Origin of the sequence: Microvirga lenta (genome assembly GCF_020532555.1) — a bacterium.
GTDB classification, from domain to species: Bacteria; Pseudomonadota; Alphaproteobacteria; order Rhizobiales; family Beijerinckiaceae; genus Microvirga; species Microvirga lenta.
The window spans coordinates 204,812-231,427 of the sequence record NZ_JAJBBR010000002.1 but is presented as its reverse complement, the minus strand read 5'-3'; the positions used below and the strand labels follow the sequence as shown (position 1 = coordinate 231,427).

The 26,616-nt window shown below is 67.8% G+C and carries 28 protein-coding genes; 13 read left to right on the top strand and 15 right to left on the bottom strand.

Going from position 1 to position 26,616, the window contains the following annotated elements; translation table 11 throughout:
- Positions 1-4 precede the first annotated feature (4 nt).
- The 4 genes from LGR44_RS04095 to LGR44_RS04080 are packed head-to-tail and all read right to left on the bottom strand — an operon-like array spanning position 5 to position 2,450.
- Positions 5-448 carry a DUF1178 family protein gene (locus LGR44_RS04095; protein WP_226737534.1) on the bottom strand — a complete coding sequence of 148 codons (444 nt, stop codon included), beginning with the start codon at positions 446-448 and terminating at the stop codon, positions 5-7.
- A 50-nt stretch (positions 449-498) separates the two neighbouring features.
- On the bottom strand, positions 499-1,371 hold the full coding sequence (locus LGR44_RS04090) for a carbon-nitrogen hydrolase family protein (RefSeq protein WP_226737532.1): 873 nt from the start codon (positions 1,369-1,371) through the stop codon (positions 499-501).
- Between the two features lie 19 nt (positions 1,372-1,390).
- Entirely contained in the window at positions 1,391-1,648 is a 258-nt protein-coding gene (gene grxC, locus LGR44_RS04085; protein ID WP_226737530.1) for a glutaredoxin 3, read from the bottom strand.
- A gap of 46 nt (positions 1,649-1,694) precedes the next feature.
- A complete protein-coding gene (locus LGR44_RS04080; protein WP_226737933.1) occupies positions 1,695-2,450 on the bottom strand; it encodes a ComF family protein in 756 nt (251 codons plus the stop codon).
- Positions 2,451-2,561: 111 nt separating this feature from the next.
- Here LGR44_RS04080 and LGR44_RS04075 point away from each other — a divergent pair, with 111 nt between their 5' ends.
- The 5 genes from LGR44_RS04075 to LGR44_RS04055 all read left to right on the top strand — a co-directional run bounded on the left by LGR44_RS04075 (position 2,562) and on the right by LGR44_RS04055 (position 7,040).
- Complete coding sequence (locus tag LGR44_RS04075; RefSeq protein WP_226737528.1) at positions 2,562-3,443, top strand: methyltransferase domain-containing protein; 882 nt, start codon at positions 2,562-2,564, stop codon at positions 3,441-3,443.
- 84 nt (positions 3,444-3,527) lie between these two features.
- Positions 3,528-3,893: a DUF427 domain-containing protein gene (locus LGR44_RS04070; RefSeq protein ID WP_226737526.1), complete on the top strand. Its 366-nt coding sequence runs from the start codon at positions 3,528-3,530 to the stop codon at positions 3,891-3,893.
- A 147-nt stretch (positions 3,894-4,040) separates the two neighbouring features.
- Positions 4,041-5,354 carry a calcium-binding protein gene (locus LGR44_RS04065; RefSeq protein WP_226737525.1) on the top strand — a complete coding sequence of 438 codons (1,314 nt, stop codon included), beginning with the start codon at positions 4,041-4,043 and terminating at the stop codon, positions 5,352-5,354.
- A 94-nt stretch (positions 5,355-5,448) separates the two neighbouring features.
- Positions 5,449-6,597: an iron-containing alcohol dehydrogenase gene (locus LGR44_RS04060; protein ID WP_226737523.1), complete on the top strand. Its 1,149-nt coding sequence runs from the start codon at positions 5,449-5,451 to the stop codon at positions 6,595-6,597.
- Positions 6,591-7,040, top strand: coding sequence for an acyl-CoA thioesterase (locus tag LGR44_RS04055; protein ID WP_226737521.1), 450 nt, complete (start codon positions 6,591-6,593; stop codon positions 7,038-7,040). The genes LGR44_RS04060 and LGR44_RS04055 overlap by 7 nt, the downstream gene beginning before the upstream one ends.
- 193 nt (positions 7,041-7,233) lie before the next feature.
- On the opposite strand, the gene LGR44_RS04050 is transcribed toward LGR44_RS04055, so the two are convergent.
- The 3 genes from LGR44_RS04050 to LGR44_RS04040 form a co-directional block, all read right to left on the bottom strand.
- Positions 7,234-8,160 carry a methyltransferase domain-containing protein gene (locus LGR44_RS04050; protein WP_226737519.1) on the bottom strand — a complete coding sequence of 309 codons (927 nt, stop codon included), beginning with the start codon at positions 8,158-8,160 and terminating at the stop codon, positions 7,234-7,236.
- 284 nt (positions 8,161-8,444) lie between these two features.
- Complete coding sequence (locus LGR44_RS04045) at positions 8,445-9,371, bottom strand: DMT family transporter (protein ID WP_226737517.1); 927 nt, start codon at positions 9,369-9,371, stop codon at positions 8,445-8,447.
- 8 nt (positions 9,372-9,379) lie between these two features.
- Positions 9,380-9,790 (bottom strand): (deoxy)nucleoside triphosphate pyrophosphohydrolase, encoded by a 411-nt coding sequence (locus LGR44_RS04040; protein ID WP_226737515.1) that lies wholly within the window; start codon positions 9,788-9,790, stop codon positions 9,380-9,382.
- A 229-nt stretch (positions 9,791-10,019) separates the two neighbouring features.
- Between LGR44_RS04040 and LGR44_RS04035 the strand changes: the two genes are divergently transcribed.
- Complete coding sequence (locus tag LGR44_RS04035; protein WP_226737513.1) at positions 10,020-10,397, top strand: hypothetical protein; 378 nt, start codon at positions 10,020-10,022, stop codon at positions 10,395-10,397.
- A gap of 12 nt (positions 10,398-10,409) precedes the next feature.
- On the opposite strand, the gene argJ is transcribed toward LGR44_RS04035, so the two are convergent.
- Complete coding sequence (argJ, locus tag LGR44_RS04030) at positions 10,410-11,651, bottom strand: bifunctional glutamate N-acetyltransferase/amino-acid acetyltransferase ArgJ (RefSeq protein WP_226737511.1); 1,242 nt, start codon at positions 11,649-11,651, stop codon at positions 10,410-10,412.
- Between the two features lie 160 nt (positions 11,652-11,811).
- Here argJ and LGR44_RS04025 point away from each other — a divergent pair, with 160 nt between their 5' ends.
- A complete protein-coding gene (locus LGR44_RS04025) occupies positions 11,812-12,027 on the top strand; it encodes a hypothetical protein (RefSeq protein WP_226737509.1) in 216 nt (71 codons plus the stop codon).
- A 76-nt stretch (positions 12,028-12,103) separates the two neighbouring features.
- Here LGR44_RS04025 and LGR44_RS04020 read toward each other — a convergent pair whose 3' ends face one another.
- On the bottom strand, positions 12,104-13,015 hold the full coding sequence (locus LGR44_RS04020; protein ID WP_226737507.1) for a peptidylprolyl isomerase: 912 nt from the start codon (positions 13,013-13,015) through the stop codon (positions 12,104-12,106).
- Between the two features lie 256 nt (positions 13,016-13,271).
- Between LGR44_RS04020 and secA the strand changes: the two genes are divergently transcribed.
- Positions 13,272-16,085: a preprotein translocase subunit SecA gene (secA, locus tag LGR44_RS04015; protein WP_226737505.1), complete on the top strand. Its 2,814-nt coding sequence runs from the start codon at positions 13,272-13,274 to the stop codon at positions 16,083-16,085.
- A gap of 477 nt (positions 16,086-16,562) precedes the next feature.
- Positions 16,563-16,811: a hypothetical protein gene (locus LGR44_RS04010; protein WP_226737502.1), complete on the top strand. Its 249-nt coding sequence runs from the start codon at positions 16,563-16,565 to the stop codon at positions 16,809-16,811.
- A 366-nt stretch (positions 16,812-17,177) separates the two neighbouring features.
- Here LGR44_RS04010 and LGR44_RS04005 read toward each other — a convergent pair whose 3' ends face one another.
- Positions 17,178-17,561, bottom strand: coding sequence for a winged helix-turn-helix transcriptional regulator (locus LGR44_RS04005; RefSeq protein WP_226737499.1), 384 nt, complete (start codon positions 17,559-17,561; stop codon positions 17,178-17,180).
- 91 nt (positions 17,562-17,652) lie between these two features.
- Between LGR44_RS04005 and LGR44_RS04000 the strand changes: the two genes are divergently transcribed.
- The 3 genes from LGR44_RS04000 (at position 17,653) to ltnD (ending at position 20,457) form a co-directional block, all read left to right on the top strand.
- Positions 17,653-18,231: an NADPH-dependent FMN reductase gene (locus LGR44_RS04000; protein WP_226737497.1), complete on the top strand. Its 579-nt coding sequence runs from the start codon at positions 17,653-17,655 to the stop codon at positions 18,229-18,231.
- Between the two features lie 130 nt (positions 18,232-18,361).
- Positions 18,362-19,399, top strand: coding sequence for an LLM class flavin-dependent oxidoreductase (locus LGR44_RS03995; RefSeq protein WP_226737931.1), 1,038 nt, complete (start codon positions 18,362-18,364; stop codon positions 19,397-19,399).
- A gap of 125 nt (positions 19,400-19,524) precedes the next feature.
- Positions 19,525-20,457, top strand: coding sequence for an L-threonate dehydrogenase (gene ltnD / locus LGR44_RS03990; RefSeq protein WP_226737495.1), 933 nt, complete (start codon positions 19,525-19,527; stop codon positions 20,455-20,457).
- Between the two features lie 46 nt (positions 20,458-20,503).
- Here ltnD and LGR44_RS03985 read toward each other — a convergent pair whose 3' ends face one another.
- The 5 genes from LGR44_RS03985 to LGR44_RS03965 all read right to left on the bottom strand — a co-directional run bounded on the left by LGR44_RS03985 (position 20,504) and on the right by LGR44_RS03965 (position 25,735).
- Positions 20,504-21,301, bottom strand: coding sequence for a L,D-transpeptidase family protein (locus LGR44_RS03985; RefSeq protein WP_226737492.1), 798 nt, complete (start codon positions 21,299-21,301; stop codon positions 20,504-20,506).
- 101 nt (positions 21,302-21,402) lie between these two features.
- Positions 21,403-22,662: a L,D-transpeptidase family protein gene (locus LGR44_RS03980; protein WP_226737490.1), complete on the bottom strand. Its 1,260-nt coding sequence runs from the start codon at positions 22,660-22,662 to the stop codon at positions 21,403-21,405.
- 141 nt (positions 22,663-22,803) lie between these two features.
- Positions 22,804-23,757 (bottom strand): acetyl-CoA carboxylase carboxyltransferase subunit alpha, encoded by a 954-nt coding sequence (locus LGR44_RS03975; protein WP_226737488.1) that lies wholly within the window; start codon positions 23,755-23,757, stop codon positions 22,804-22,806.
- 141 nt (positions 23,758-23,898) lie between these two features.
- A complete protein-coding gene (locus LGR44_RS03970) occupies positions 23,899-24,891 on the bottom strand; it encodes an alpha/beta fold hydrolase (RefSeq protein WP_226737486.1) in 993 nt (330 codons plus the stop codon).
- A 91-nt stretch (positions 24,892-24,982) separates the two neighbouring features.
- Positions 24,983-25,735, bottom strand: coding sequence for a class I SAM-dependent methyltransferase (locus LGR44_RS03965; RefSeq protein WP_226737483.1), 753 nt, complete (start codon positions 25,733-25,735; stop codon positions 24,983-24,985).
- A gap of 106 nt (positions 25,736-25,841) precedes the next feature.
- Between LGR44_RS03965 and gloB the strand changes: the two genes are divergently transcribed.
- A complete protein-coding gene (gene gloB / locus LGR44_RS03960; protein ID WP_226737481.1) occupies positions 25,842-26,609 on the top strand; it encodes a hydroxyacylglutathione hydrolase in 768 nt (255 codons plus the stop codon).
- Positions 26,610-26,616 lie beyond the last annotated feature (7 nt).

Genomic DNA, 26,616 nt, shown 5'->3' with positions numbered 1-26,616 from the left:
AGCGCTAGTTCCGGTCGTCCGGCACGATGGGGAGGGGAAGCACCTGGATGCCTTCCTCGAGGAGCGAGCGCACGTCGGAGCCGTCGGCCTCGCCGTAGATCGACCGCTCCTCCGCCTCGCCGTAGTGGATCTTGCGCGCCTCCTCGGCGAAGCCCTTGCCGACGTTCTCCGCGTTCTGAATCACATGCTCGCGCATGGCGCGGATCATGGCGCGGATTTCCCGCTCCTTCTCCGAGAAGGCCGCGACGGGCTGCGGCTGCGAGGCGGGAGCCTCGGCCTTGTCCGTGCGGGCGATCCGCGGCGCCATGATCTGCTTCTCGACCTTGGCCGAGTCGCAATAGGGACAGGTCACGAAGCCGCGCTTGCGCTGCGTCTCGTACGCGTCGCTCGAGGGAAACCAGCTTTCGAATTCGTGAGCCTGATCGCAGGCCAGGGCATACTTGATCATGACCGGAAGATGGGGAGTTATGGCCTCGCTTTTCAACCCGGACGGACGGCCTAGGCCGATGCGACCTGTCCGACCGGCGCCGGCGCCGGAGCCGGAACCGCCTCGACCCGGAACGGACGCGCGTTCTTGAGGGTCGGGATCCGGCCCCGCGCATCGGCCACGAGGCCCACATCGATCTCAGCGAGGATCACGCCCGGCTCGGTGCCGGCTTCCGCCAGCACGCGGCCCCAGGGATCGACGATGAGGGAGTGTCCGAAGGTCTCACGCCCGTCCTCGTGCAGGCCACCCTGCGCAGCCGAGATCATGAAGGAGCCCGTCTCGATGGCCCGCGACCGGTGCAGTACGTGCCAGTGGGCCTCGCCGGTCTGCTTCGTGAAGCAGGCGGGGGCCGACAGGAAGGACGCGCCGTTCTCGGCCAGCGCCCGGTAGAGCGCGGCGAAGCGCACATCGTAGCAGATGGTCATGCCGAGCCAGCCCCAGGGCGTCTCGGCCAGCACCGCCCGGTCGCCGCCGGTATAGGTGGCGGATTCGCGCCAGCTCTCGCCGTTCGGCAGGTCCACGTCGAAGAGGTGGACCTTGTCGTAGGAGGCGACGATCTCGCCGTCCGGGCCGATCAGGAAGGCGCGGTTGGCGATCTTGTCGCCGTTCTTGATCGCGTTCGAGCCGAGATGAACCACGATGCCCCGCTCCCGGGCCACCTCGCGCAGGGCCAGCAGCGTCGGGTCCTGCTCCTCCGGCCCGACCTTGTCGAACAGGGCCGCCCGCTCGCGCTCCACCAGGGAGGTCATCTCCGGCGTCTGGACGAAATGGGCGCCCTGGGAGGCCGCCTCGCGCACGAGGGCCACCGCGGCGTCGCGGTTCTTGAGGGGATCGCGCCCGGAACGCATCTGGACGCAGGCGGCGGTGAAGCGGGTTGGGGTCATCGGGTCCTCGAATCTCTCGTCAGGCCTGCAATAGCGGCTCGAGCTGGCCCTTGTCATCCAGGGCGTAGAGATCGTCGCAGCCGCCGACATGGCGGTCGCCGATGAAGATCTGCGGCACGCTGGTGCGGCCGCCCGCCCGCTGGACCATCTCGGCGCGCCGGTCGGGCTTCGCCTCGATGTCGATCTCGGTGAAGGCGGCGCCCTTCTCGTCGAGCAGCTTCTTGGCGGCGGCGCAATAGGGGCACCAGCTCTTCGTGTAGATCGTGATGTCGGGCATTCGAGCCTGTCTCCGTGAACCTTCGGGACTGAAGATATAGGAAGCTTCAGGCTTCTGTCACAACTCTGGCGAAGGCGAGAATGTCGACGGAGGCCGCGCCGCCGCGCAGCAGCACCCGGGAGGCGGCGTTCGCGGTTGCGCCCGTGGTGAGCACGTCGTCGATCAGGAGCACCCGCCTGCCATGGAGCCGCGCCTTGGCCTCGGGCGGGACCCGGAAGGCGCCCTGCAGGTTCTCCTGCCGCTGCGCCTTGGTCAGCCCGACCTGACGGCGCGTGCGCTTGACGCGGGCGAGGAGGAACGGGTCGCAGGGCACGCCGCTTTCCGACGAGACCCGGGCCGCCAGCGCCATCGCCTGGTTGAACCGGCGCCGCCACAGGCGCCAGCGGTGGAGCGGGACCGGCACGATCACGTCCGCCTCCGCCAGCAGCTCCGTCCCGGCGCGGGCTATCATGGTGCCCATGGCCGGCGCCAGGTCCAGCCGGTCGTTGTATTTGAGCCGGTGGACGAGAAGGCTCGCGGTCCCGTCGTATTCGGCCACGGCCCGGGCCCGGCCGAAGACCGGCGGATCGGCGATGGCGGCGGGCGACAGGAGCGGCTGGCCGAGATCGACCGCGAAGGGCGTGCCCAGCCGCTCGCAATAGGGCCGCTCGATGAAGCGGATCCCGGCCCAGCAGGCGGCGCAGAGCGCATGGGCCTCGCCCGTGGCCGCCTGGCAGGCGATGCAGGTGGGCGGATAGAGGAGGGCGAGAGCCGACGCGCCCGCCCGGCGGAGGAAGGTTCGCAGCAGGCCCGGTTCGCGCATTCCCGTCATGGAACGGAGCTTAGCCGTGGCGCCGGTCCTGCACATCTCTCTGCCCGGAGGGGCCGAAAGGCTCTTGGTTCTCAGGGCCTTTCACGCCATATCCAGCGCCTCATGAGCGCACCTCTCGTCTTCGACCGTCCCCTCGTCCGCCACCGCCTCGCCCGCGCGGTGAAGGCGGGCTATGCCGATTTCCTGCTCGCCCGCGCCGTCGAGGACCTGGAGGAGCGCCTGTCCACGGTGCTGCGGCCCTTCCCCCTGGCTCTCGACGTCGGAACGCCGACGCCTGCCGTCGCCGAGGCCCTGCGCCTCTCGGGCCGGGCCGAGGAGGTGGTCCGCGTGGCGCCGGTTCCGGAGCCCGGCAGCATCCTGGGCGACGAGGAGCGGTTGCCCGTCGCGGGCGAGCGCTTCGACCTCGCGGTGTCGCTTCTCGCCCTGCAGAGCGTGAACGATCTTCCGGGGGCTCTCGTGCAGATCCGCCGCGCTCTCAAGCCGGACGGGCTCTTCATGGGGGCGCTTCTCGGCGGCGCGACCCTGAACGAGCTGCGCCAGTCCTTCACACAGGCGGAGGCGGAGCTAGAGGGCGGCGTGAGCCCCCGCGTGGCGCCTTTCGCCGACGTGCGCGACCTCGGCGGGCTCTTGCAGCGGGCTGGCTTCGCGCTCCCCGTGGCGGATTCGGAGGTGGTGCGGGTGCGCTACGGCGATCCCTTCGCGCTCATGCGGGACCTGCGCCGGATGGGGTTCACCAATTCGCTCAACGACCGCCGCCGGACGCCCCTGCGCCGCGCCACGCTCCTGCGGACGGCGCAGATCTACGCGGAGCGTTTCGCCGATCCGGACGGCCGGCTGCCCGCCACCTTCGAGATCATCTGGCTGTCCGGCTGGACTCCGCACGAGAGCCAGCAGAAACCCCTGCGGCCCGGCTCGGCCAAGATGCGCCTCGCCGATGCCCTCGGCGTTCCGGAGAACCCGACAGAGGTGCCGAAGAAGGACTGATGCATCGGGGGCTCCCGACACGCCTCTTGGGTTGCCGGCCCGCCGCGCTATTTGCGTTGCCGAGCCCATGAAGCAGGTGCCGCCATGAAAGAGCCCGGACCCGATCATCCGATCACCATCGAGAAGAACCCCCACCGCATCCGGGTCGTCCTCGGCGGCTTCATCGTGGCCGAGACGACGGAGGCCCTGACCCTCCGGGAGGCGACGCTTCCGCCGGTGCTCTACATCCCGCGCAAGGACGTGAGGATGGACCTGATGGATGCCACGGACCACCGGACCCATTGCCCCTACAAGGGAGACGCCTCCTACTTCACCGCGACGGCGGGCGGGCTCGTGCGGGAGAACGCGGCCTGGAGCTATGAGGAGCCGTTTCCCGCCGTCGGCGAGATCGCGGGCTACCTGGCCTTCTACCCCGAGAAGGTGGATGCCATCGAGGAGTTCCGGGACTAGGCGCCTCCTCCGAGAGGTCGTGCGATCCGGGGGCGGCGCAACGCTCTTCCCCGCTCCGGCGCGGGGCGGCCCCGCCTGCGGGAACTTAACCGCGCGGCGCCCGTTGCAGGTACCCCGGGACAGCCGGGACTAGCTTAGGAGACGGTCTTGCCGACGACCATCGCAATCGAATCGAAGCCCGTGACCCTGCGCGGCTTCTTCGTCACTCCCTATCAGCACCTCTATCTGGTGAAGACCGTCACGGACGATGCCGGGCGGGTTCTCGACGAGCGGGTCATCCGCGGCGACGCGGGCGGGGATTTCACCCTCGTGACCCAGGCCGACATTCCGCTCGCGCGGTCCGCCGACGCGCGCGGATCGGAGACGCCGGAGCAGCGCAATCGCACGGAGATCGACCTCGACGGGCGCGACCCCGAGGCCGTGTGGCAGCTCATGGTTCAGCACGCCGTGAACGTGGACAAGGCCGACCTCCTGTACGGGGTCGATTCCTTCGGGTTCAGCACCGGGGACGGCGCCAACAGCAACACCCTCGTGGCATCGGCATTGCACACGGTCGGCATCAATCTCGGCAGGAATCTGCCCGAGGGAGTCACGTTCGACGAAGTGCCGCTCTTCAACCGCCTCGACGAGATGTTCGTGAACGACACCCTCGTCGGCCATGAGGGGAGCGACCGCGTCTATGGCGGCGTCGGCCGGGATACGATCCGGGGCGACGACGGCAGGGATCGCCTCTATGGCGAGTCCGGGTCCGACCACCTGATCGGCGGGGGCGGCAACGACCTGCTCGACGGCTCGACCGGGGCCGATCGCATGGTGGGCGGCGCGGGCGACGACGTCTACCGCGTCGAGAACCGCCGGGATCGGGTCATCGAAACCGACACGAGCGCGGAAGGCGGGATCGACCGGATCGAGGCGAAGGTGAGCTTCAGCCTGTCAGGCTCCGACATGGCCGGCGTCGAGCAGCTCGCTCTGCGCACGGGGCGCGACCTGAGCGGCAGCGGCAACAGCCTCGACAACTACATGTCGGGAAGCTCCGGCGACAACAGGCTCGGCGGCGGCGGCGGAAACGACGTCCTGCGCGGCGGCAGCGGCAACGATATCCTGCGTGGCGGCAGCGGCGCCGACGTCCTCTCCGGGCAGAAGGGGCAAGACACCTTCCTGTACAAGTCCGCAGCGGAGAGTCTCGCCGGCGAGACGACCCGCGACCGCATCCTCGACTTCTCCTCCGGGGACGTGATCGACCTTCGCGACATCGACGCCAGTGTTCTTGCCGACGGCGATCAGGCCTTCACCTTTGTCGGCTCGGGCGGCTTCACCGGAGCCGGGCAGGTGCGGTTCGAGACGGACGCCTTCGGCAACACCGTCGTGCAGGCCGATGTGGACGGCAACCTGACGGCGGATTTCGAAATCCTGCTGCAGAACTACGACGCGAGCCTGACCCGGGACGATTTCCTGCTCTGACCGACAGGCGCCGAGGTCCGGCCCCGGCGCCTGTCCCCAGCTCCGGCCGGGACGAGACTTGTCGTCCCGGCCCGCGCGGGCCAATCTCGGTCCCATGCCCGCTTTTACCTTCAACACCACCCCCTCGGTCGTCTTCGGTTCCGGCAGCATCGCGCGCATCGGCGAGATCGCGGCGGCGCGCCTCGGAGCGCGCGTGGCCCTCGTCACCGATGCGGGGCTGGTGAAGGCGGGGCTGGTGACACCCGCCCTGCAGGCCCTCGAGGCAGCCGAACTCGCGGTCGATGTGTTCGACGGCGTCGTGGCCGATCCGCCGGAGGCGGTCGTGCACGCGGCCGTGGCGCAGGCGCGGGGTTTCGGCGCCGATGGCGTCATCGGCTTCGGGGGCGGATCCTCCCTCGACGTGGCCAAGCTCGTGGCGCTGCTCGCGAAGGGCGGCGAGGATCTCTCCGCTGTCTATGGCGTCGGCATCGCCAAGGGGCCGCGCCTCCCGCTCGTCGCCGTTCCCACCACCGCCGGCACGGGATCCGAGGTCACGCCGATCTCCATCGTCACCACCGGCTCGCACGAGAAGAAGGGCGTCGTCTCGCCGCTCATCATCCCGGATGTCGCGCTCCTCGATCCCGATCTCACCCTGGGCCTGCCGCCGCACGTCACCGCCGCGACCGGGATCGACGCCATGGTGCACGCCATCGAGGCCTATACGTCGCTGAGCCCCAACAACAATCCGGTCTCCCGGGTGCTCGCCGCGGAAGCGCTGCGGCTGCTGGGCCGCAACATCGAGCGCGCGGTGCATCACGGCGACGACCGCGAGGCCCGGGGAGCCATGCTGATCGGCTCCATGCTGGCGGGCCAGGCCTTCGCCAACTCGCCCGTGGCGGCGGTTCACGCGCTGGCCTATCCCATCGGCGGTCATTTCGGCGTTCCGCACGGGCTGTCCAACGCCCTCGTGCTGCCGCACGTGATGCGCTTCAACGCGAGCGCCTGCGAACCTCTTTACGCGGAGCTGGCGCCCCACGCCTTTCCGGCCCTGGAAGGACGCGCCACGGGCGCCGCCTTCGCCGATGCCCTGGCCGAGCTCAGCGCCCGGCTCGGGCTTCAGCCGCGCCTGCGCGATGTGGGCATTCCCCAGGATGCGGTGCCGATGATGGCCGAGGACGCCATGCGCCAGACCCGGCTCCTGGTGAACAATCCGCGCCCGGTCGCGCTCGAAGACGCGCGCGCGATCTACGAAGCCGCATGGTAGGCCGCCCGATGCCGGAGAAGCCCAAGCGCCTGACCCGCGCCGCCTTCAGGCTCTATCGCCTCGTCGCGACCCGCTGGATGGACAACGACGCCTACGGGCACGTGAACAACGTCCATTACTATTCCTATTTCGACACGGCCGTGAACGGGTGGCTCCTCGAGCAGGGGCTGCTCGATTTCCGGAACAGTCCCGTCATCGGTCTCGTGGTCGAGACGGGCTGCACCTATTTCGAAAGCGTCGCCTTCCCCGATGCCCTGGAGGCGGGGATCTCCGTCGCGCATCTCGGACGCTCATCCGTCCGCTACGAGATCGGGATCTTCCGGCAGGGAGAGGAGCAGGCGGCGGCTCAGGGGCATTTCGTCCATGTCTATGTCGACCGCGCAACCCAGCGGCCCGTGGAGATGCCGGCCGAGGTCCGGGCGGCGCTCGGCGCCCTGTCATGACACGTCGGCCGCAAAGGCTGCAGGACGATACTCCGCCCGAATCCGGCCCTCCGTCGGTTCAGCCGAAAGCGAGCATGACCGTGATCAGCGCCCCGAGGGCGACCACGCCGCCCGCGAAGCCTGCGACGGTCAGCGCGTTGTTGAAGTCTCTGCGATCCATGGGGCACCTCCTGGCGTTCGGCCGTGAACTCTCCTAACGCCGGGAAAAGCCGATGGTCTCAGCGTGACCATCGCGAAGGCGATAAGACGCAACGGTCGGGGCTGGGCCGGCCTTCCGGGAGATGATGAGGGAGTTGATGGTCGAGAGGATCTCGTCCGTCTTCCCGGCAAAACGGTCGTCGACCCGGAACGAGCGGCCGGCGATCATTTCATGGGCGCGGGGGTCGATCTCCGGCACGACCTTCAGGAGGCGGTGTCCCGCTGTGCGGAACAGGTCGAGGAAATCGTCGTGCCTCAACCTGTTCATGTACATGTACCTGTTGCCGGCATAGTGCTCCCATGCCCGGTCCGAATACTGCAGGAAGTTGATGGCCGGGATGCTCTGGTCGGCGTGCCAGAAATGATCGCTGTAATCGATGCAGTGAACGAACAGGCCGCTTCGCTTAACGATCCTGTTGCCCTCCTTCAGGATGTCCCTCAGCACGTCTTCCGGAATGTGCTCCAGCGTCGTGTACGACATGTGAAAATCGACCGAACCGTCCTGCAGATCGGTCCTCGCCGCGTCTCCGGGCGCAACGTACTCGATCCGGCACAGGGCGAGGAACGCCTCGATCTCGAACCGGCCTCTCTTCGAGAACCGCACCAGGGCGTCAAGCCGCTCCGGACACAGCAGATCGCCGAAGATGCCCCTGACTTGATCCTGATTGTTGGAAATATACGCGAGGTGCTCCTTCACGATCTCGCCCTTCAGGTAAGGGTTCAGATCGACCGTGACGATCCGCCTCGCGCCCATCAGCCAGAATGCCAGCGGGGCAACGGGTGCGCGCCCCGTACCCACTTCGAAGAAGACCTTGCCCTTGGGGTCGTGTCCAAGGCTTTGGATGTTCTGCCAGATGTGAACGCCTGCATGCAGGCGGCTCAGTGGATCTGACTGCCTGAGCTCCCCGAAATGCCTTTGCATCCAATAATATAGATGAAATGAAACCGAATGCGGGAGAGTGCTGATCGCATTCTGGATACTTGCCTTGAATTTCCAATGCATGATTTTTTCCCTCACGGCGAACGTTTGTTCTTCCGCCTCGTCCTCCATTGCGGGACGGCAAGGCGCCGATTCGTTCGAGGGTGGTTCGCGGGCTTCAGTGTACGCCGTGCCGCCGCGATTGGCCGTTCCTCAACGGGGGTAGGGGAACCCCCATTCGGTGGATGGCCGCAATTGCTCTCGGGAATCCTGGGGGCGGGCGGCGCTCACCGCATGGGCCGGAGCCGTCCGCTGAACGACACCAGGGCGACGCCGGTGAGCACCACCGCTCCGCCGATCATCTCGCGCACGCCGATGGTCTCTCCCAGAAAGAGCACGGCGAGGGTGGCGGTCCAGACCGGCTGGAGATAGCCGACCATCGAGGCTCTCGTCGGACCGGCGCGGCGGATGAGGCGCATGAAGAGCAGGATCGGCAGCGCCGTCGAAACGATCCCCAGGGCCACGAGCGGGGCCGCGCTCGGCGGCACGGCCGCGAAGGCGGACGGACCCGCGAGGGCGAGCGCCAGCACCGTAGCGGGGAGGCCGGAACAGATCTGCTGCCCGAGAGCGAGACGCGCGGGATCCGCATGCCGGATCGAGCGGACATAGAGGTTCGCGGTGGCATAGCTGAGCGCGGTCGCCACCATGGCCAGCGCGCCCCAGGGGCTGAGGCCGCTGTCGGGCAGGGCGGCAGGGCCGATGAGGATGCCCATGCCGGCAAGGCCCACGAGGACCCCGGCGAGGCGCCTGGCGGTCAGCCGCTCGTCGGCGAAGAGCAGGTGCGCCAGCACCGCGACGATGAGCGGCCCGGAAGCCTGGATCATGGCCGCGGGGGCGGTGCCGATCTGCGTCAGCGCAAAGGCCACGAGGACGTTCGGCACCCAGCCGTTGAGGGCGCCGAGAATCGCCCAGTGGCGCCATTCGCCGCGTTCGGGGCGGATGCTCCTGGCCTGCACCGCGAACCAGGAGGCGAGGGCGGACGCGCCCAGCAGCCCGCGCGTGGCGGCGAGCACGAAGGGATTCACCTCACCGCTCAGCTTGATGAACAGAAAGGAGGTGGACCACAGCATCGAGCAGGCGATGAGGTTCGCCACGAGGAAGACGGGGGTCGGGGCCGAGGGAAGCGCGGCGGCTTCCCCCTTCGCGGCGGACATGAGGGCTCTCACACCAGGAGGTCGAGGAGGAACGGGATCAGGGGCTCGTCCGCGGGCGGCATCGGATACTGGCGCAGCTCCTGCGGCTTCACCCATTTCAGGGCCTGGCCCTCCAGGGACTGCACGAAGCCGTCCCAGCGGCGGCACACGTAGAGGGGCATCAGGAGATGGAAGCTCTCATAGGCATGGCTCGCGAAGGTGAGGGGGGCCAGGCACGGCTCCTTCACCGCGATCCCGAGCTCCTCGCGCAGCTCGCGGATGAGGGTCTCCTCCGGCCGCTCGCCGGGCTCCACCTTGCCGCCGGGAAACTCCCACAGGCCGGCGAGCTGCTTCCCCTCGGGGCGCTGGGCCAGGAGGATGCGGTTGTCCTGGTCGACGAGGGCGACGGCGACGACGAGGGTGAGCTTGAGAGGGGGCACAGGGGTGAATCCACGAACGGGCCGGTTGTGACGGGAAGCCTATAGACGGCTTTGGAGCCGGCGCGAACCCATGCTCCGGAGATTTGCGCAGCCGATCCAGGTGCTCCGGCACACATGGCGGAAGCCGGGAGCGACGGGAAGCAGCGCCGCCTCCTTGCCAAGCTGCTTAACGATATGTTGTAACATAAAGAGTTTCGTAGATGAAGCCCCACGACAGCAGGAGGGTATCATGAGGAAGCTCGAACTCGTCAGCGGGCTGGCGGCGGCCGCATTTTTGTTCTTCACCGGCTCGGCCTCGGCGCAGAACTGCTCCGGCGCACCCATCTACTTCAATGGCAGCATTGCGGCGGTGGAGGGCGAGCTGACCGTGAAATCGGGCAAGGGCTGCACCTTCAACATCAACAACATCCCGGGCGCCATCAACGAAACGGTGATCACGCAGAAGCCCAGGGTCGGGAAGGCGGGCGTGCAGGGCTTGACGCCCTATTACGTGGCCAAGCCCGGCTATACGGGCTCTGACGAGTTCTCCTACACGTTCCTCGGAATGGACCAGTATGGCGGCACGATGCGCGTGACGTTCAAGCAGAAGATCACGGTCGTCCCGTAACGCCCGGCCGGATCAGCTCCGGTAGTCGCCGTTGATCTCCACATAGGCCTTGGTGAGGTCGCAGGTCCAGGCCGTGGCCTCGCCGCGGCCGAGGCCGAGATCGACCCGGATCGTGATCTCGTCGCCCTTCATGTAGGCGGAGGTCTTCGCCTCGTCGTAATCGGGGTCGCGGGCACCCTTCACGGCGACCCGGATGTCGCCGAACCAGATGGCGAGCTTGTCGCGCTCGGCCGGCTCGCCGGCCTTGCCGACCGCCATGACGACGCGGCCCCAGTTGGCGTCCTCACCGGCGACCGCGGTCTTCACCAGGGGCGAATTGGCGATGGCCATGGCGATGCGCTTGGCGGAACTGGCGCCCGTGGCGCCCGTCACCTTGACGGTCACGAACTTGCGCGCGCCCTCGCCGTCGCGGGCGACCTGCTGGGCGAGGTCGCAGAGAAGGCTTTCGAGAGCCCCCCGGAACTCCTTCAGGCGCCGGTCGCTCGGCAGCGAGATCGCGGGCGCGCCCCGCTGGGCCGCCGCGCCCGTGGCGAAGAAGAGAAGGGTGTCGGAGGTGGAGGTGTCGCTGTCCACCGTCACGCAGTTGAAGCTCTTGTCGGCGCCCTTCTTCAGGAGGGCCTGCAGCACCGGCGCCGCGATGGGCGCATCGGTGAAGATGAAGGACAGCATGGTGGCCATGTCGGGGGCGATCATGCCGGCGCCCTTGGCGATGCCGTTGATGGTGACCTCGACCCCGCCGATGGTGGCCGTGCGGGTCGCCACCTTCGGGAAGGTGTCGGTGGTCATGATGGCCTTCGCGGCATCGACCCAGGCGGTGGGCTTGGCCTTCTTCTCGCAGGCCTGGAGCACGCCCTCGAACTTGGTCGCGTCGAGGGGCTCGCCGATGACCCCGGTCGAGGCGATGAAGACCTGGGACGCCCGGCAGCCGGCGGCCTCCGCCGCGAGATCGGCCGTCAGCTTCACGGCCTCGGCGCCCTTCTTGCCCGTGAAGGCGTTGGCATTGCCCGAGTTCACCACCAGGGCCCGCGCGGTGCCCTTCGCCAGGTTCTTGCGGCACCAATCCACCGGGGCGGAGGGGCATTTGGAGCGGGTGAACACCCCGGCCACCGCCGTGTCCTTGGCGAGCGCCACATAGAGCACGTCGGTTCGGTTCTTGTATCGGATGCCGGCCTCCGCGGTCGCGATCCTGACGCCTTCGATGGCGGGCAGCGTCGGATGGGACTTGGGCGCGAGGGGGGAGACGGTCTTGGACATGGGGAACTCGAAAGAGCGGGTCGGAATGCCGGACGGGCCTCGCGACCTGTGGTTTTTTAAGGCTTTTTGTCAAGCCCGCGCTTGGTCGGGAATGGCCGGCCGGACGGAACGGGGCCGGTGCCCTGCCGTTGACCCCTCAAACCAACGACGGAGCCTTCCCATGACGAGCAACAAGCATCCCAAGACGAAGCCCGAAGAGCGCCCGCGCAACGACCTCGACGTCGATCCCGGCATCGGACGCTCGAAGGGCTCCTACATGACCGGCGAGGATCCCCGCAATCTCGACGGCGACTCGACCTTCGAGGGCGACGTGAAGAACGAGACGAACCGGGAAGGCGGTGTCGATCCGGGCAAGATGGGCCGGACGAACAAGTAATTCTGCCGGCGCCCCATCGCGGCCAAAACAAAAGGGCAGCTTGCGCTGCCCTTTCCGTTTTTCTTTCCGCTGACGCTTACTGCTGCTGCGGCTTCTGCTCGACCAGGTTGCCCTTGTCGTCGAGGCGCTCGACCTTGGCGTCCTTGCGCAGGCCCATGATCAGGTCCTGCTGCGCCTTGCGCTCGAGATAGGCGTTCACCTGGTCCTTCATCTCCTCGAAGGACGGCACGGGCTTGGTGCGCTTCTCCTCGACCTTGATCACGTGCCAGCCGAACTGGGACTTGACCGGCTCGGAGACCTGGCCGGGCTCCAGCTTGAAGGCGGCTTCCGCGAAGGGCTCGACCATGCGGTCCTTGGTGAAGAAGCCGAGATCGCCGCCGTCGGTCTTGGAGCCGGGGTCCTTGGAGAGCTCGGCCGCGACCTTCGCGAAGTCCTCGCCGCCCTTCACGCGCGCGGCGGCCTTCTTGGCCTCCTCCTCGGATTCCACGAGGATGTGGCGGGCGCGCACCTCCTCCTCCGGGGTGACGTTCTTGGCCGTCTCGTCGTAGAGCTTGCGGGCGGCTTCCGGGGTCACCGCCTTCTGGGCCTCCTGCTCCAGGTACTGGTCCAGCAGGGCCTTGTCCCGGTTGTAGGCGAGCTTGCGGGCGAACTCGGCGCTGTCGCCGACCTTGGCCGCCTCGGCCGCCTTGGCGCCGAGCTTGAGGTCGATCAGGTAGCCGGTCAGGAGCTCGCGCTTCTGGGCCTCCGGAACGTTGGGGAGCTGAAGCGCCGGGTCGGCGGCGGCGACCGCGAGGTCCCCTTCCGTGATCTCGATGCCGTTCACCCGGGCGATCACCTTGCTGGGATCGGCGGGGGTTGCCGCAGGGGCGGCGGGAGCGGCAGGCGCGGCGGGTGCGGTGCCGGTCTGGGCGAAGGCCGCGCCGGCAGCCATCGGCAGGGCGACCCCGAGGGCGAGGAGGCTTTTCCGGACTTGGGTAGAAACTGACATGTCTGATCCTCTGGTGAGCTTTTCTGACCGCTCACGAAGCGCGGCGATCGTTGGCCGAATGTGTTTACGTTTGCAAGGGATGGCATATTTATGTCACAGCATCCCCCGCTCGCGAGGCCTTGATCGAGGCCAAGCTTGTGGAAGCCGGGCTGCGCCACTCGGGCACAGCCTTTAAGATGCGTGTTGGCATAATTAAGTCTATAAGGCGGCTCAAATCGCCCGCTTATCCAGAATCCTGAAAGTCTGAAGGCCCCCGATGTTCGGTTCTCTCGCGAAGAAAATCTTTGGCTCGGTCAACGATCGACGGCTGAAGTCCTACCGGCCGAAAGTGGCGGCCATCAATGCGATGGAGGCCGAGCTCGAAGCCCTCTCGGACGACCAGCTCCGCGCACGGACGGAGGAGTTCAAGGCTCAGCTCGCCCAGGGCAAGACCTTGGACGACATCCTGGTGCCGGCCTTCGCCACCGTCCGCGAGGCCGCCAAGCGCACCCTCGGCCAGCGCCACTTCGACGTGCAGCTCATCGGCGGCATGGTGCTCCACGAGGGGTCCATCGCCGAAATGCGCACCGGCGAGGGCAAGACCCTGGTCGCCACGCTCCCGGTCTATCTCAACGCCCTGGCCGGCAAGGGCGTCCACGTGGTCACGGTGAACGACTACCTCGCCCGCCGCGACTCGGAGTGGATGGGCCAGATCTACCGCTTCCTCGGCCTCTCGGTCGGCGTGATCGTCCACGGGCTCGACGATTCCGAGCGCGCGGCGGCTTACGCTGCGGACATCACCTACGGCACCAACAACGAATACGGCTTCGACTATCTGCGCGACAACATGAAGTACGAGATGGCGCAGATGGTCCAGCGGGGCCACAACTTCGCCATCGTGGACGAGGTGGACTCGATCCTCATCGACGAGGCGCGCACGCCGCTCATCATCTCCGGCCCCCTCGACGACCGCTCCGACCTCTACAACGCCATCGACAAGGTCATCCCGCGCCTCGACAAGAGCGATTACGAGGTGGACGAGAAGCAGCGCTCCGTCGCCCTGACCGAGGACGGCACCGGGAAGATCGAAGAGCTGCTGCGCGTCGAGGGCCTTCTGAAGGAGGGCGACCTCTACGACGCCCAGAACGCGACGCTCGTCCACCACATGAACCAGGCGCTTCGCGCCCACACCCTGTTCCAGCGGGACAAGGACTACATCGTCCGCAACGGCGAGGTGGTCATCATCGACGAGTTCACCGGCCGCATGATGCCGGGCCGGCGCTATTCCGAGGGCCTGCACCAGGCGCTCGAGGCGAAGGAGCACGTCCAGGTCCAGCCGGAGAACCAGACGCTGGCCTCCATCACGTTCCAGAACTATTTCCGCCTCTACGACAAGCTCGGCGGCATGACCGGCACGGCCGCCACGGAGGCCGACGAATTTCTCGAGATCTACAACCTCGAAGTGGTCGAGATCCCGACCAACCGTCCGGTCTCCCGCATCGACGACAGCGACGAGGTCTATCGGACGGCCGAGGAGCGCTACCGCGCGGTCATCCGCGACATCGAGGCCGCCTCCAGCCGGGGCCAGCCGATTCTGGTCGGCACCACCTCCATCGAGAAGTCGGAATATCTGGCCGATCTCCTCGTCAAGGACGGCTACACGCTGATCGACTTCGACAATCCGCTTGCGCTGGAGCCCCTCTACAAGGCCGCACGGGAAGGCAAGGGCACCAAGCACTTCGCGGTGCTGAACGCCCGCTTCCACGAGCAGGAGGCCTTCATCGTGGCCCAGGCCGGCGTGCCGGGCGCGATCACCATCGCCACCAACATGGCCGGCCGCGGTACCGACATCCAGCTCGGCGGTAACGCCCAGATGCGCATCGAGCGCGAGCTCGTAGGGGTCGAGGGCGAGGAGCGGGCGCGGCGCGAGAAGGAGATCGTCGCCGAGATCGCCTCCTTCAAGGAGAAGGCGCTCGCCGCCGGCGGCCTCTACGTGCTCGGCACCGAGCGTCACGAGTCCCGGCGCATCGACAACCAGCTGCGCGGCCGCTCCGGCCGCCAGGGCGACCCGGGCCGCTCCAAGTTCTACCTGTCGCTCCAGGACGACCTGATGCGCATCTTCGGCTCCGACCGCATGGACGGCATGCTGCAGAAGCTCGGCCTCAAGGAGGACGAGGCCATCATCCACCCGTGGATCAACAAGGCCATCGAGCGGGCGCAGGCGAAGGTCGAGGCGCGCAACTTCGACATCCGCAAGAACATCCTGAAATACGACAACGTCATGAACGACCAGCGCAAGGTCGTGTTCGAGCAGCGCAAGGAGTTCATGGCGGAAGAGAGCGTGCGCGAGACCATCGACGACATGCGCCACGGGGTCATCGAGGACATCGTGGCCCGCGCCATCCCCGAGAACGCCTATGCGGAGCAGTGGGACGTCGCGGGTCTGAAGGAGAGCGTGGCCAACCTCCTCAACCTCGATCTGCCGATCGAGGATTGGGCGAAGGAGGAGGGCATCGCCGACGAGGAGATCCGCGAGCGCATCCAGAAGGCGGCCGACGAGGCCTATGCCAAGCGCATCGAGGAGAACACGCCCGACGTGATGAACTACGTCGAGAAGCAGGTTCTCCTGCAGAGCCTCGACCATCTCTGGCGCGAGCACCTCGTGACCCTCGACCACCTGCGTCAGGTCATCGGCTGGCGCGGCCTCGCCCAGCGCGATCCGCTCAACGAGTACAAGTCGGAGGCCTTCGAGCTCTTCAACAACCTGGTCGGCCATTTGCGCGAGCAGGTGACGGGCCAGCTCATGCGCATCCAGGTGGTGTTCCAGCAGCCCGAGCCCGCGCCGCTGCCGCCCATGTTCGCCCAGCACCTCGATCCCGCCACCGGCGAGAACGAGTTCGACATGCCGCAGGGCTCCGCCTTCGGGGCCGGCTCGGCCCTGGGCTTCGCCGCGGCGACCGCTCCCACGGCGCCGACGGAATCCCGCGACCCGAACGACCCCAACACCTGGGGCCGCGTCGGCCGCAACGAGCCCTGCCCCTGCGGCTCCGGCAAGAAGTTCAAGCACTGCCACGGGCAGTTCGTGGCCTGAGGTTTTGGACGAGACGGATAAGGAAAAGCCCGGCTTAGTGCCGGGCTTTTTGCGCCGTGTGCGTCATCCCCGGCGAGCGCAGCGAGGGAAGGGGATCCAGCTTCCAGCGCAACGCCTATGGCTTCCCTTCCCCTGCGAGGGCTTCGCCCTCTCCGGCCGGGAATGACACGAGGAGCGGCGTTTATCCTCTTCCCGCACGTCTGAGGACGACAGGGAGTTCTAACATTGCTCCTTCGCCTCCCCCCGTGGTAGCACTCCTTCAGGAGCCGAGACACGCGGCTCCGGGGGTGTGATAACCCCTCACGAAGCGGCCGGCATCGGCCGCAACGATGCCTTCCCAGCCTATGGCCGGGGAGGCGCTGTCGTATGTCCAGGGCGAAAGCCTAAAGGGCAGCGCAGCCGTCTTCGTGCGGTTTATCACCTCCCCTGGCCACCAGCCCTGCCGGTGGCCCGTGTCCCACCGGGAGGGAAGCCGCCATGTTTTTCAGACGCAAGCCCAAGCCGCCGCTCACCGAGGCCGCGCGCCTTGCCGAGGAAGCCGTCAGGCTCGTCTATCGCTACTGGCACGACCGGCGCTACAGCCCGAGCGAGGCCGATCTGCAGGCGTTTCAGGACCTGCAAATGCGCCTCTTCCGCAGCGCCGCCACAGCCAGACGCATCGCCATCCGCATGGAGCGGCGCCTGAACGGCGAGCCGGAGGTCAACGAGGCGAAGTGGATCCGTTAAGAGCCTGACTCCGCCGCCTCTGTCCGTGCGCGGTTCTCCGGACGTAGCGCGGGTTTTCCCTCCCCTTGTGGGGAGGGTCAGGGTGGGGGTGTGAGCGATAGCCTATGACGGTGTGGCGCCCACACCCCCACCTCCACCTCCTCCCCACCGCAAGTCGGGTGTTCCCGACTTGCGCAAGAGGATGCGGATCTCGGGCAAGCCCGAGGTCCGTGGGGAGGAGAGCAGGGCGGTGCTTCCGGCGTGAGTCTTCAAGCCGGGCGAGGTCCGTGGGGAGGAGAGTGCGTGCTGCGCTGGTGCGAGCCTTCGGACGGACCGGTCCTCATCCCGACTCCGAGCAGGAGCAAGGGTAAGCAGAAAATCCCGTGCCTACTCCGCTGCCTGCGGCAGCTGACGGGCGTCGTAGGCGGCGCGGGCGGCGGCGACGCGGTCGTGGTTGGCGATGGCCCAGGAGCCGAGGGTGCGCAGGGGCACGAGGAGCTCGCGGCCGAGATCGGTGAGCTCGTATTCGACCTTGGGCGGAACCGTGGGATAGACCGTGCGGGTCACGTAGCCGTCGCGCTCCAGGCCGCGCAGGGTCACGGTGAGCATCTTCTGCGAGATGCCGTCCACGGCGCGCTTGATGTCCATGAACCGCTTCCGGCCCCCGCCCAGGAGCACGATGATGAGAATGCTCCACTTGTCGCCCACCAGGGCGATGACGTCGTTCACCAGCCGGCATTGCAGCGGGACGTAGGTATCGCTCGGTTTCATCCAGGTGCCTCGGTGACAAAAAAGTGCCGTCTTGCGCAAGAGACCACACTCTCTCATGTAAAGCCAGTCACTTTTTGATACGAGGTCACTTATGAAAACCGTAGCCGTTCTGGTCGGCTCCCTGCGCCGTGAATCCATCAACCGCAAATTCGCCGAGAGCGTCGCGAAGCTTGCGGCGGGACGGCTGGATTTCCGTTTCGTCGAGATCGGGGACCTGCCGCTCTACAACGACGATCTGTGGCAGAACCCGCCCGAATCGGTGCTGCGCATGAAGCGCGAGATCGAGGCGGCGGACGCGGTTCTCTTCGTCACCCCCGAATACAACCGCTCCTTCTCGCCCGCGATCAAGAACGCCATCGACTGGGGCACCCGGCCCTGGGGCAAGAATTCCTGGGAGGCCAAGCCCGCCGCCCTCATCGGCGCGACGCCCGGCGCGACCGGCGCCGCCGCGGGGCAGAACGCCCTGAAGGGTCTCCTGAACGTGGTCGACACGGTGCTCATGGGCCAGCCCGAGGTCTATTTCACCTACAAGCCGGAGCTTTTCGACGAGAACAACAACATCGTCGAGCCCTCGACCAAGGCCTTCCTGAACGGCTGGGTGGATCGCTTCGCCGCCTGGATCGCCCGCACGGCGCAGCCGCGCACCACGGCGCAGGCCGACGCCGCCTGAGGCTGCTCTGCGCGACAGCGGGAGGGACCAGCATCCGGTCCCTCCCGGTCGATGGACGACCCGCGGATCGCCCCCTTCCGTTACGGCTGCTATAGCCGGGATGGATTTCCCCATCGCGAGGCGGCTGCCCATGGAACTCGGCGTCTACACCTTCGGCGAACTGACCCCCGATCCCGCAACGGGGCGTCTCATGTCCCCGGCGCAGCGCCTGCGCGACCTCGTGGAGGAGATCGAGCTCGCCGATCAGGTGGGGCTCGACGTGTTCGGCCTCGGGGAGCATCACCGGGCCGATTACGTGGTCTCCGCTCCGGCGGTGGTGCTCGCGGCGGCGGCGGAGCGCACCCGCACCATCCGCCTCACCAGCGCCGTCTCGGTGCTGAGCTCGGACGATCCCGTGCGCGTCTTCCAGAGCTTCGCGACCCTCGACCTCCTCTCCGGCGGACGCGCCGAGATCATGGCCGGGCGCGGCTCCTTCATCGAATCCTTCCCGCTCTTCGGCTACGATCTCGACGATTACGACACCCTGTTCGCGGAAAAGCTCGACCTGCTCCTGAAGCTGCGGGAGAGCGAGCGCGTGACCTGGGCGGGCCGGCACCGGGCCGCGCTGTCGGACCAGCCGGTCTATCCCCGCCCGGTTCAGCAGCCGATCCCGGTCTGGATCGCGGTCGGCGGCACGCCGCAATCGGTGGTGCGCGCAGGGGTGCTGGGGCTCCCTCTCGCGCTCGGGATCATCGGCGGCCAGCCGGAGCGCTTCGCGCCCCTGGCCTCGCTCTATCGCGAGGCGGCCGCCCGGGCCGGGCACGATCCGGCCGCCCTGAAGATCGGCATCAACACCCATGGCTACATCGCCGACACTTCGCAGCAGGCGGCGGACGAGTTCTTTCCCGCCTATGCCCAGGTGATGTCGCAGCTCGGCCGGGAGCGCGGATGGCCGCCGACGACGCGGCCGCAATTCGAGGCCCTGCGCTCCCCGCGCGGGGCGCTGGCCGTAGGCAGCCCGCAGGAGGTGATCGACAAGATCCTCTTCCAGCACGAACTGTTCGGCCACCACCGCTACCTGGCCCAGTTCAGCGTCGGCACCATGCCGCACGCGCAGATCATGCGGTCCATCGAGCTCATGGGCACCAGGGTCGCCCCCGCGGTCCGGGCCGCGCTCGGCACGCGCTGAGCGCGCTGCAATCCCTTGACTCGGCAGCCGTGCCGCCAAGCTCTATCATCCTGACGGAACAGCCGCCGGACGGCGCCGCCCGCAGTGGGCGCGGTGAGCCGGCCATGCAGGGTGGGAGACGTGACATGAGCGTGCAACAGGATCAGCCGTCTTCCGCGAAGGCGCGGGTGGCCGTGATCGGCCTCGGCTCCATGGGCTTCGGCATGGCCTCGTCCCTCAGGCGCGCAGGGTTCGACGTCGCCGGCTGCGACGTCGACCGGTCGGCCGTCGAGCGCTTCGCCGCAGAGGGCGGTCGCGGCGCGGAGTCTCCGGCGCAGGCCGCCGAGGGGGCGGATATCGTCGTTTCCGTCGTGGTGAACGCGGCGCAGACGGAAGCCGTCCTGTTCGGGCGCGGCGGGGTCGCGCAGGCGATGCCGGAGGGCGCGGTCTTCGTCTCGTCGGCCACCATGGATCCGGAGGCCGCACGCCGCCTCGCCGCCCGGCTCGAAGAGAGCGGCCGCCATTACCTCGATGCCCCCATCAGCGGCGGCGCCCGGCGCGCGGCGGAAGGGGCGCTGACGATCCTCGCCTCGGGCAGCCCTGCCGCCTTCGCCAAGGCCCGCCCCGCCCTCGACGCCATGGCGTCGACCCTCTACGAGCTCGGCGATGCGCCGGGGCAGGGGGCGGCGTTCAAGATGATCAACCAGCTCCTGGCGGGCGTCCACATCGCGGCGGCCTGCGAGGCCATCGCTTTCGCGGCCCGGCAGGGGCTCGACATCGCCAAGGTCTACGAGGTGATCACGGCCTCAGCCGGCAATTCCTGGATGTTCGAGAACCGCGTTCCGCACGTGCTCGACGGCGATTACACCCCGCACAGTGCGGTCGACATCTTCGTCAAGGATCTCGGCATCATCCAGGACATGGCGAGAGCCGCCAAGTTCCCCGTGCCGGTCTCGGCGGCGGCGCTCCAGATGTTCCTCATGACCTCCGCCGCCGGAATGGGCCGCGACGACGACGCCTCCGTCGCCCGCCTCTACGCCCAGGTGACGGGAACGAAGCTGCCGGGCGGGGAGGGGTGAGGGAGGGCGTCTTCGGATAAGCCTCCGATCCGCCGGCGCGGCAGGTCTACCAGGCGCGGATCGGTTGGCATGCCATGTCCTCTGCGGGCCCGAAGGCATATCGGCCGGAGCAGACGGAGACGGACGGCGGAACTCCTGTCGTCTCGAAGAGATCGTATCCTTCCTTTAGGTTTGCCCAAAACGACGCCCAGGGATGATCCGCCTTTGCCGCCAGCCGGGCATCCGTCATGCGAAATGGAAAGACGTGCACGGGGATCTCGGATTGGCCGCCACGAAGCGCGGCCTCGACCACACGATAGATGTCGTCGATGCCCTTGTCGGTCATGGCGTAGCAGCCGATCGACAGGCAGTCGCCATGGACCATCAGGAACGATCCCGTGCGGCCATGAGCCCGGTCGTAGGCATTTGGAAAGCCCAGATTGAAGGCGCGATAATAGGCGCTCCTCGGATTGAGCTGGTCGAGGCCGACCGCATAAAAACCCTCCGGGCTTTGCCTGTCTCCCTCCGCGAGCTTGGGCCCCAAGGTTCCGGACCAGGCGCAGATCGGGTAGCTCGCGAACAAGGCAAACGCCCTGTCACGCAGCAGCCAGACCTCCAATTCCTTCTCCTCCTTGAAGATCCGGATGAAGGCCTGCGTTCCGAGGCGGAAGCCTTTCTCGTTCAACCTGTCCGGAAGGGGCTTCTCCGTGCCATGCCGGAGGCGATGCGCCAGAGGATCCGAAAACAGTCCCACGATTCTAATCGCTCGATCTGAGGCGCTGCTCAGAAGGTCCGGGCGAAGTAGCGCCAATCCGATGGCCGCTGCCAGGGCAATGACGGTTGCTGTCGTGGTGAGACGGCGCATCGAACGCTCTGCTCCGGATGCGGCCTAGCGGGATGAGGCAATGACAGAAAGCCCGCCGGTGAGGGCGGGCTTTTCCGAGTTCCTGGAGCGGTCCTGCAGGATCACTGCACCGCTGCGACGTTCACCTTGGACGGAGCCTGGACCCGCTTCTGCGGCACCGCCTGCGGCTGTGCCGCCGGGGCCGCGACGGGAGCCGCCGCGACGGGCTGGGTCGGACCGGAGGTGGTGAACAGGTCGCCGATGCCGTTGAACATCTTCTTGTAGAACGGCGTCTGCTGCGGACCGGCATCGGCCTGATCGGCCACCGGAACCGCGGCCTGGGCGGCGGGCTCGGCCGGGGGAAGCGAGGCGAAGGCCAGGGCGGCGGACGGCGCTTCCGGCCTCGTCCGGCCGCTGTCGTCGAGGGCGATCTCGCGCGGGCCGGTCAGGCTCTCGGGGCGGCTCACGTCGCCGAACTTGTCGCGCATGCGGGCATCGACCACGAGCGACCCGTCCGCGCCCATGGCGCTGGCAAGCGCCGTGCGGAAGGATTCGTGCGAGTCGCCGTCGTGATAGGCGAGCTTGATCGGCTTCTCGCCCTTGGCCACGAGTTCTGCCACCTGCTGCTCGTCCTGCGCCTGCTTCTGGCGCACGGCGGCGACGACGGTCTCGTCGGAGACGTTGAACTGATAGCGCCCGCCGGCGACCGCGATCCGCGGCTCGTCCTTCGTGACCTCGAAATAGTCGGAACCTTCCTTCAGGTTCTTCCAGAAGCCGATATTCGGGTCGAGGCGGTGCTGCGCCAGGTTCTTCGGCGTCATCCGGAACGGATAGGACTGGAACTGGAAGGCGCGCTGGCCGCTGGCGAAGGCCTCGCGGGCGATGGCGTAGATCTCGGCCACGTTCTGGTCGGTCATAGCGAAGCAGCCGCGCGACGTGCACGAGCCATGCACCATGATGTCGCCGCCGGTGCGACCGAACTGGCGGTCATAGGCGTTCGGATAGCCGGTGTCGAAGGACAGGTAATAGGCGGAGTTGGGGTTCATCTGCGCGGGCGAGACCGTATAGAAGCCCTCGGGCACCTGGCGGTCGCCTTCCTTGGTCTTCGGGCCGAGCTGACCCGACCAGCGGCAGATGGGGTAGGTCTTGAGAAGGGCATAGCGGCCGTCGGAACCGCGCTTCCACACCTCCATCTCCGATTCCTTCTTGTAGGCTCGGATCAGGATGGGATCGCTCTTCGACATCCCCTTGCTCGCCATCAGCGCCATGGCGGCGGGCGGAATCGGCTGCAGATGTCGCGTCGAGCTTCGCGAAAAACCGTCGTCCTGACAGGCGGCGAGCGCGAGCGTCAGGCTCGCGGCCAATGCGATGCGCTTCATCATGGGGGTCCCCGCATTCTGATCTGCCCGAACATTGGTGCCGGACAGTTCCCCAATTTCTCTAAATCGTTAGCCTTAACTCCGCCTTACCGCAAGCGGGGCTGTTATGGAGTTATGCTGAATAGGGGGTAAAAATCCTACTTTTTAGAGCTTGCGGCCGATGTTGAGGAACTTCTCGGCCCGGTGGTCGCGCAGCTCTGCCGGTCCCATGTTGCCGAGGTCGTGCAGGGCCTCCTCGATGGCGCTGCCGGTCGCCTCGATCGTGGCCCGCGGGTCCCGGTGGGCGCCGCCCATGGGCTCGGTGACGATGCCGTCGATGATGCCGAGGCGCAGGAGGTCCTGGGCGGTGATCTTCATGTTGGTGGCGGCGTCCTGCGCCCGGGCGGAATCGCGCCAGAGGATCGAGGCCGCACCTTCGGGCGAGATCACGCTGTAGATCGCGTGCTCCAGCATCAGCACCTTGTTGGCGGTGGCAATCGCGATGGCGCCGCCCGAGCCGCCCTCGCCGATGACGACGGAGACGTTGGGGACGCCGAGGGAGAGCTGCATCTCGGTCGAGCGGGCGATGGCCTCTGCCTGTCCGCGCTCCTCCGCCTCGATGCCCGGATAGGCGCCCGCCGTATCCACGAAGGAGATCACCGGCAGACCGAAGCGGTCGGCCAGCTCCATCAGGCGCACGGCCTTGCGGTAGCCCTCGGGCCGGGCCATGCCGAAATTGTGCCGGATGCGGGTTTCGGTGTTGTGGCCCTTCTCCTGGCCCATGACGCAGACCGGCTGGCCGCGGAAGCGGCCGAAGCCGCCGACGATGGCCTCGTCCTCGGCGAACTTGCGGTCGCCGGCCAGCGGCGTGAACTCGGTGATGAGCCCGGCGCAGTAATCCACGAAATGCGGCCGCTGCGGATGGCGGGCCACCAGGGTCTTCTGCCACGGAGTCAGCTTGGCGTAGAGCTCCTTGAGGGCCTCCGACGCCTTGGCCTCGAGCCGGGTGATGTCGTCGGTGATCGAGACGGCGTCCCGGTTCTCGCCGAGCGCCCGAAGTTCTTCGACCTTGGCTTCCAGTTCGGCAACGGGCTTTTCGAAATCGAGATAGCTGCGCATCAGACTCTGTGGAAATGAAAAACCGGCGCTTCAGGCCAAGGCCCCGCCGGACCGGCGCGGACACTGGCGATTTGGCGGCCCCAAGTCAAGTTGAGGCCGGATTTACCCCCCGAAGACCGCCTGACGCAAGGGGATAGGGCCTCACCCGCGCTCCCAGGTCTCCTGCGCCCGTCGGGCCTGAGCGACCGTTCGCCGGACGGCGTCGGCGATGTCCTGGGGATGGTCCTCGATGGTGAAGTGATATGCGCCCGGGACGACCTGCAGCTCCGCGTCGAGCCGCCGGGCAAGCTCCCTGGCCGATTCCAGGCCGAGCGGATCCCTTTCGCCCCATACCACCGTCGTAGGGCAGCCCAGCGGACGCAGCCGCCGGCCGATCCGGATCGTGTCGGCGGTGTGGAAATGCCTGAGCTGATGGGCCAGCGCCGCGGGACCGTTCTCGCCCGAGTAGGGATGCCAGAACAGCTCTTCCGACTCTGCCGCGACCGTGCGGTTCGTATGGCCCAGATTGGCGAGAGCCGCCCTGAAGATCTGCCTCGCCAGGGCGGGCGGCAGGCGTTCGATCGCGGAAGCGGCGGCCTTGGCGGTCCGCACGGCGGCAACCGGCCAGTTGTCGAAGGCGACGCTGTCCGTGAGGACGAGACCGAGGAACAGGTCCGGGGAGGTCGTCGCGAGATGCTGGACGACCCCGCCGCCATAGTCGTGCGCGACGAAAACCGCGCGTTCGATTCCCTGGTGACGAAGCCACGCCCGCAGATAGAAGGCCTGGGCCGGGATCGAGAGGTCCCGTCCCAGGCCCTCCCGCAGCGAGCCGCCGAAGCCGACCTGCTCCCAGGCGAGGCAGCACACGCCGTCATCCGCCACGAGGGGAATGACGTAGCGCCAGGCGCGGGGATTCGTCGGGAGGCCGTGGACGAAGACGACGGGAAGGCCGGTCGCCGGGTCGCCCCCGTGCTGTTCCCACCGCATGCGGATGCCGTCGACGATGCCGGTCCGCACCCGCTCGCGGGCCGCCCGGCCCGGCCGCGGGGGCGGAAGGGCGCTCCGGGTTCGGGAGATCGCCGCCACGGCGCCCGCCAGAGCCACTCCGCCAAGGAGGAGGAGCCACGTCCGGGACATGCGAGGGGGCGGTCGCATCGGCATCACTCCTCGTCGGGGATGGGTAAGACCGACCAACCATGGCGCCACCGATTGGTTCCCCGCGGCTCCGGATCGCGCCCGAGCCGGCTCAGGCCTCGGGCCCGACGCTCACCCGCGAGGCCCGGGCCGGGACGAGGACCGGGACGCGGCGCTGGCCCGCGTGCCGGACCGCGCGCACGGCGCCGGGCCGGTAGAGCTGCTTCGTGGCCTCCACGATGTGCAGGCCCGCGCCCGGCAGCGAGAAGGTCAGGCCCATTTGCTCCCAGGCCTGGGCGGTGCGCAGGAGGAAGCGGCTGCGCAAGGGGGGCATGTAGAGCGTCTCGGCCCAGGCCTCGGGCGAGAACCAGGTCTGGCGCATGAGGCTCTTGAGCTGCGAACGGCTGTAGGGCTGGCCGTAGCCGAAGGGGGTCGTGTCCATGCGCGCCCACAGGCCGCGCCGGTTGGGGGCGACCAGGATGATCCGCCCGCCGGGGGTCAGGATACGCCAGATCTCGTGCAGGAGCTCGCTCGGGCTCTCCACCGTCTCCAGCGCATGGACCACGAGCACCCGGTCGATGGAGGAATCGGGCAGGGGCATCATGAGCGGGTCGACCAGGGCCGACGCCGAGGCGCCGGTGCTCGGCCAGTTCACCACGCCCTGGCTCGCCGGCATGAAGGCCATCGCCCGCTCGCATTCGGACCGGACGGCGCCCAGATAGGGCGGCGCATAGCCGAGCCCGAGCACGCGCAGCCCCGTCAGCGGCCCCCAGAAGCGGCCGATGGCCCTTCCGACGAAGCGGCGCGTGACGCCGCCCAAGGGGCTGGCATAGAAGCTGCGCAGGTCGGTAATATCGATACTCATCACACCATCTGCCGGCCTGTGGAACGACAAGGACAAAGGCCAAGGTCTGGTTTCGCGGCCGAACTGTCCCATGATAACTCGTGACGCATCAAGCCACGGTCCTTCCATGCCCGCTCAAATCCACGTCTTTCGTTGCCTCAGCGACAATATCGGGGCTCTCGTCCACGATCCCGATACGGGCGCCTGCGCGGCCATCGACGCGCCGGAGGAGGGGCCGATTCTGGAGGCGCTGGCCCGGACGGGCTGGCGGCTTTCGGACATTCTCGTCACCCACAAGCACTGGGACCACGTGCAGGGCATCGAGCCCCTGAAGCGCCGCACCGGCTGCCGGGTCGTCGCGCCGGCCAAGGCGCGGGAGCAGGTGCCGCTCGCCGATGTCCTGGTGGGCGAGGGCGACACGGTTCAGGTCGGAACCCTCCGGGCCCAGGTCTGGGAGACGCCGGGGCACTGCGCCGACCACGTCTCGTACTGGTTCGAGCAGGACGGCGATCTCTTCGCGGGCGACACCCTCTTCACCCTCGGCTGCGGGCGGGTGCTGGAGGGGAGCCACACGGATCTGTGGAACTCCCTGCAGCGCCTTGCGACGCTCCCGGACGGGACGCGGGTCTATTGCGGACACGACTACACCCTCTCGAACGCCCGCTTCGCCCTGGCGGCGGACCCGGACAACGAGGCCCTGAAGGCGCGGGCGGCGGAGGCTGAAGCCGCCAAGGCGGAAGGCCGCTTCCTGGTGCCCACCACCATCGGGCAGGAGAAGGCGACGAACCCCTTCCTGCGGGCTGGCGAGCCCGCTCTCGCCAAGGCCGTCCACAAGGAAGGGGCCGCGCCGGAGGACGTTTTCGGCGCCCTGCGCGAATGGAAGAACAATTTTTGACGCCTGA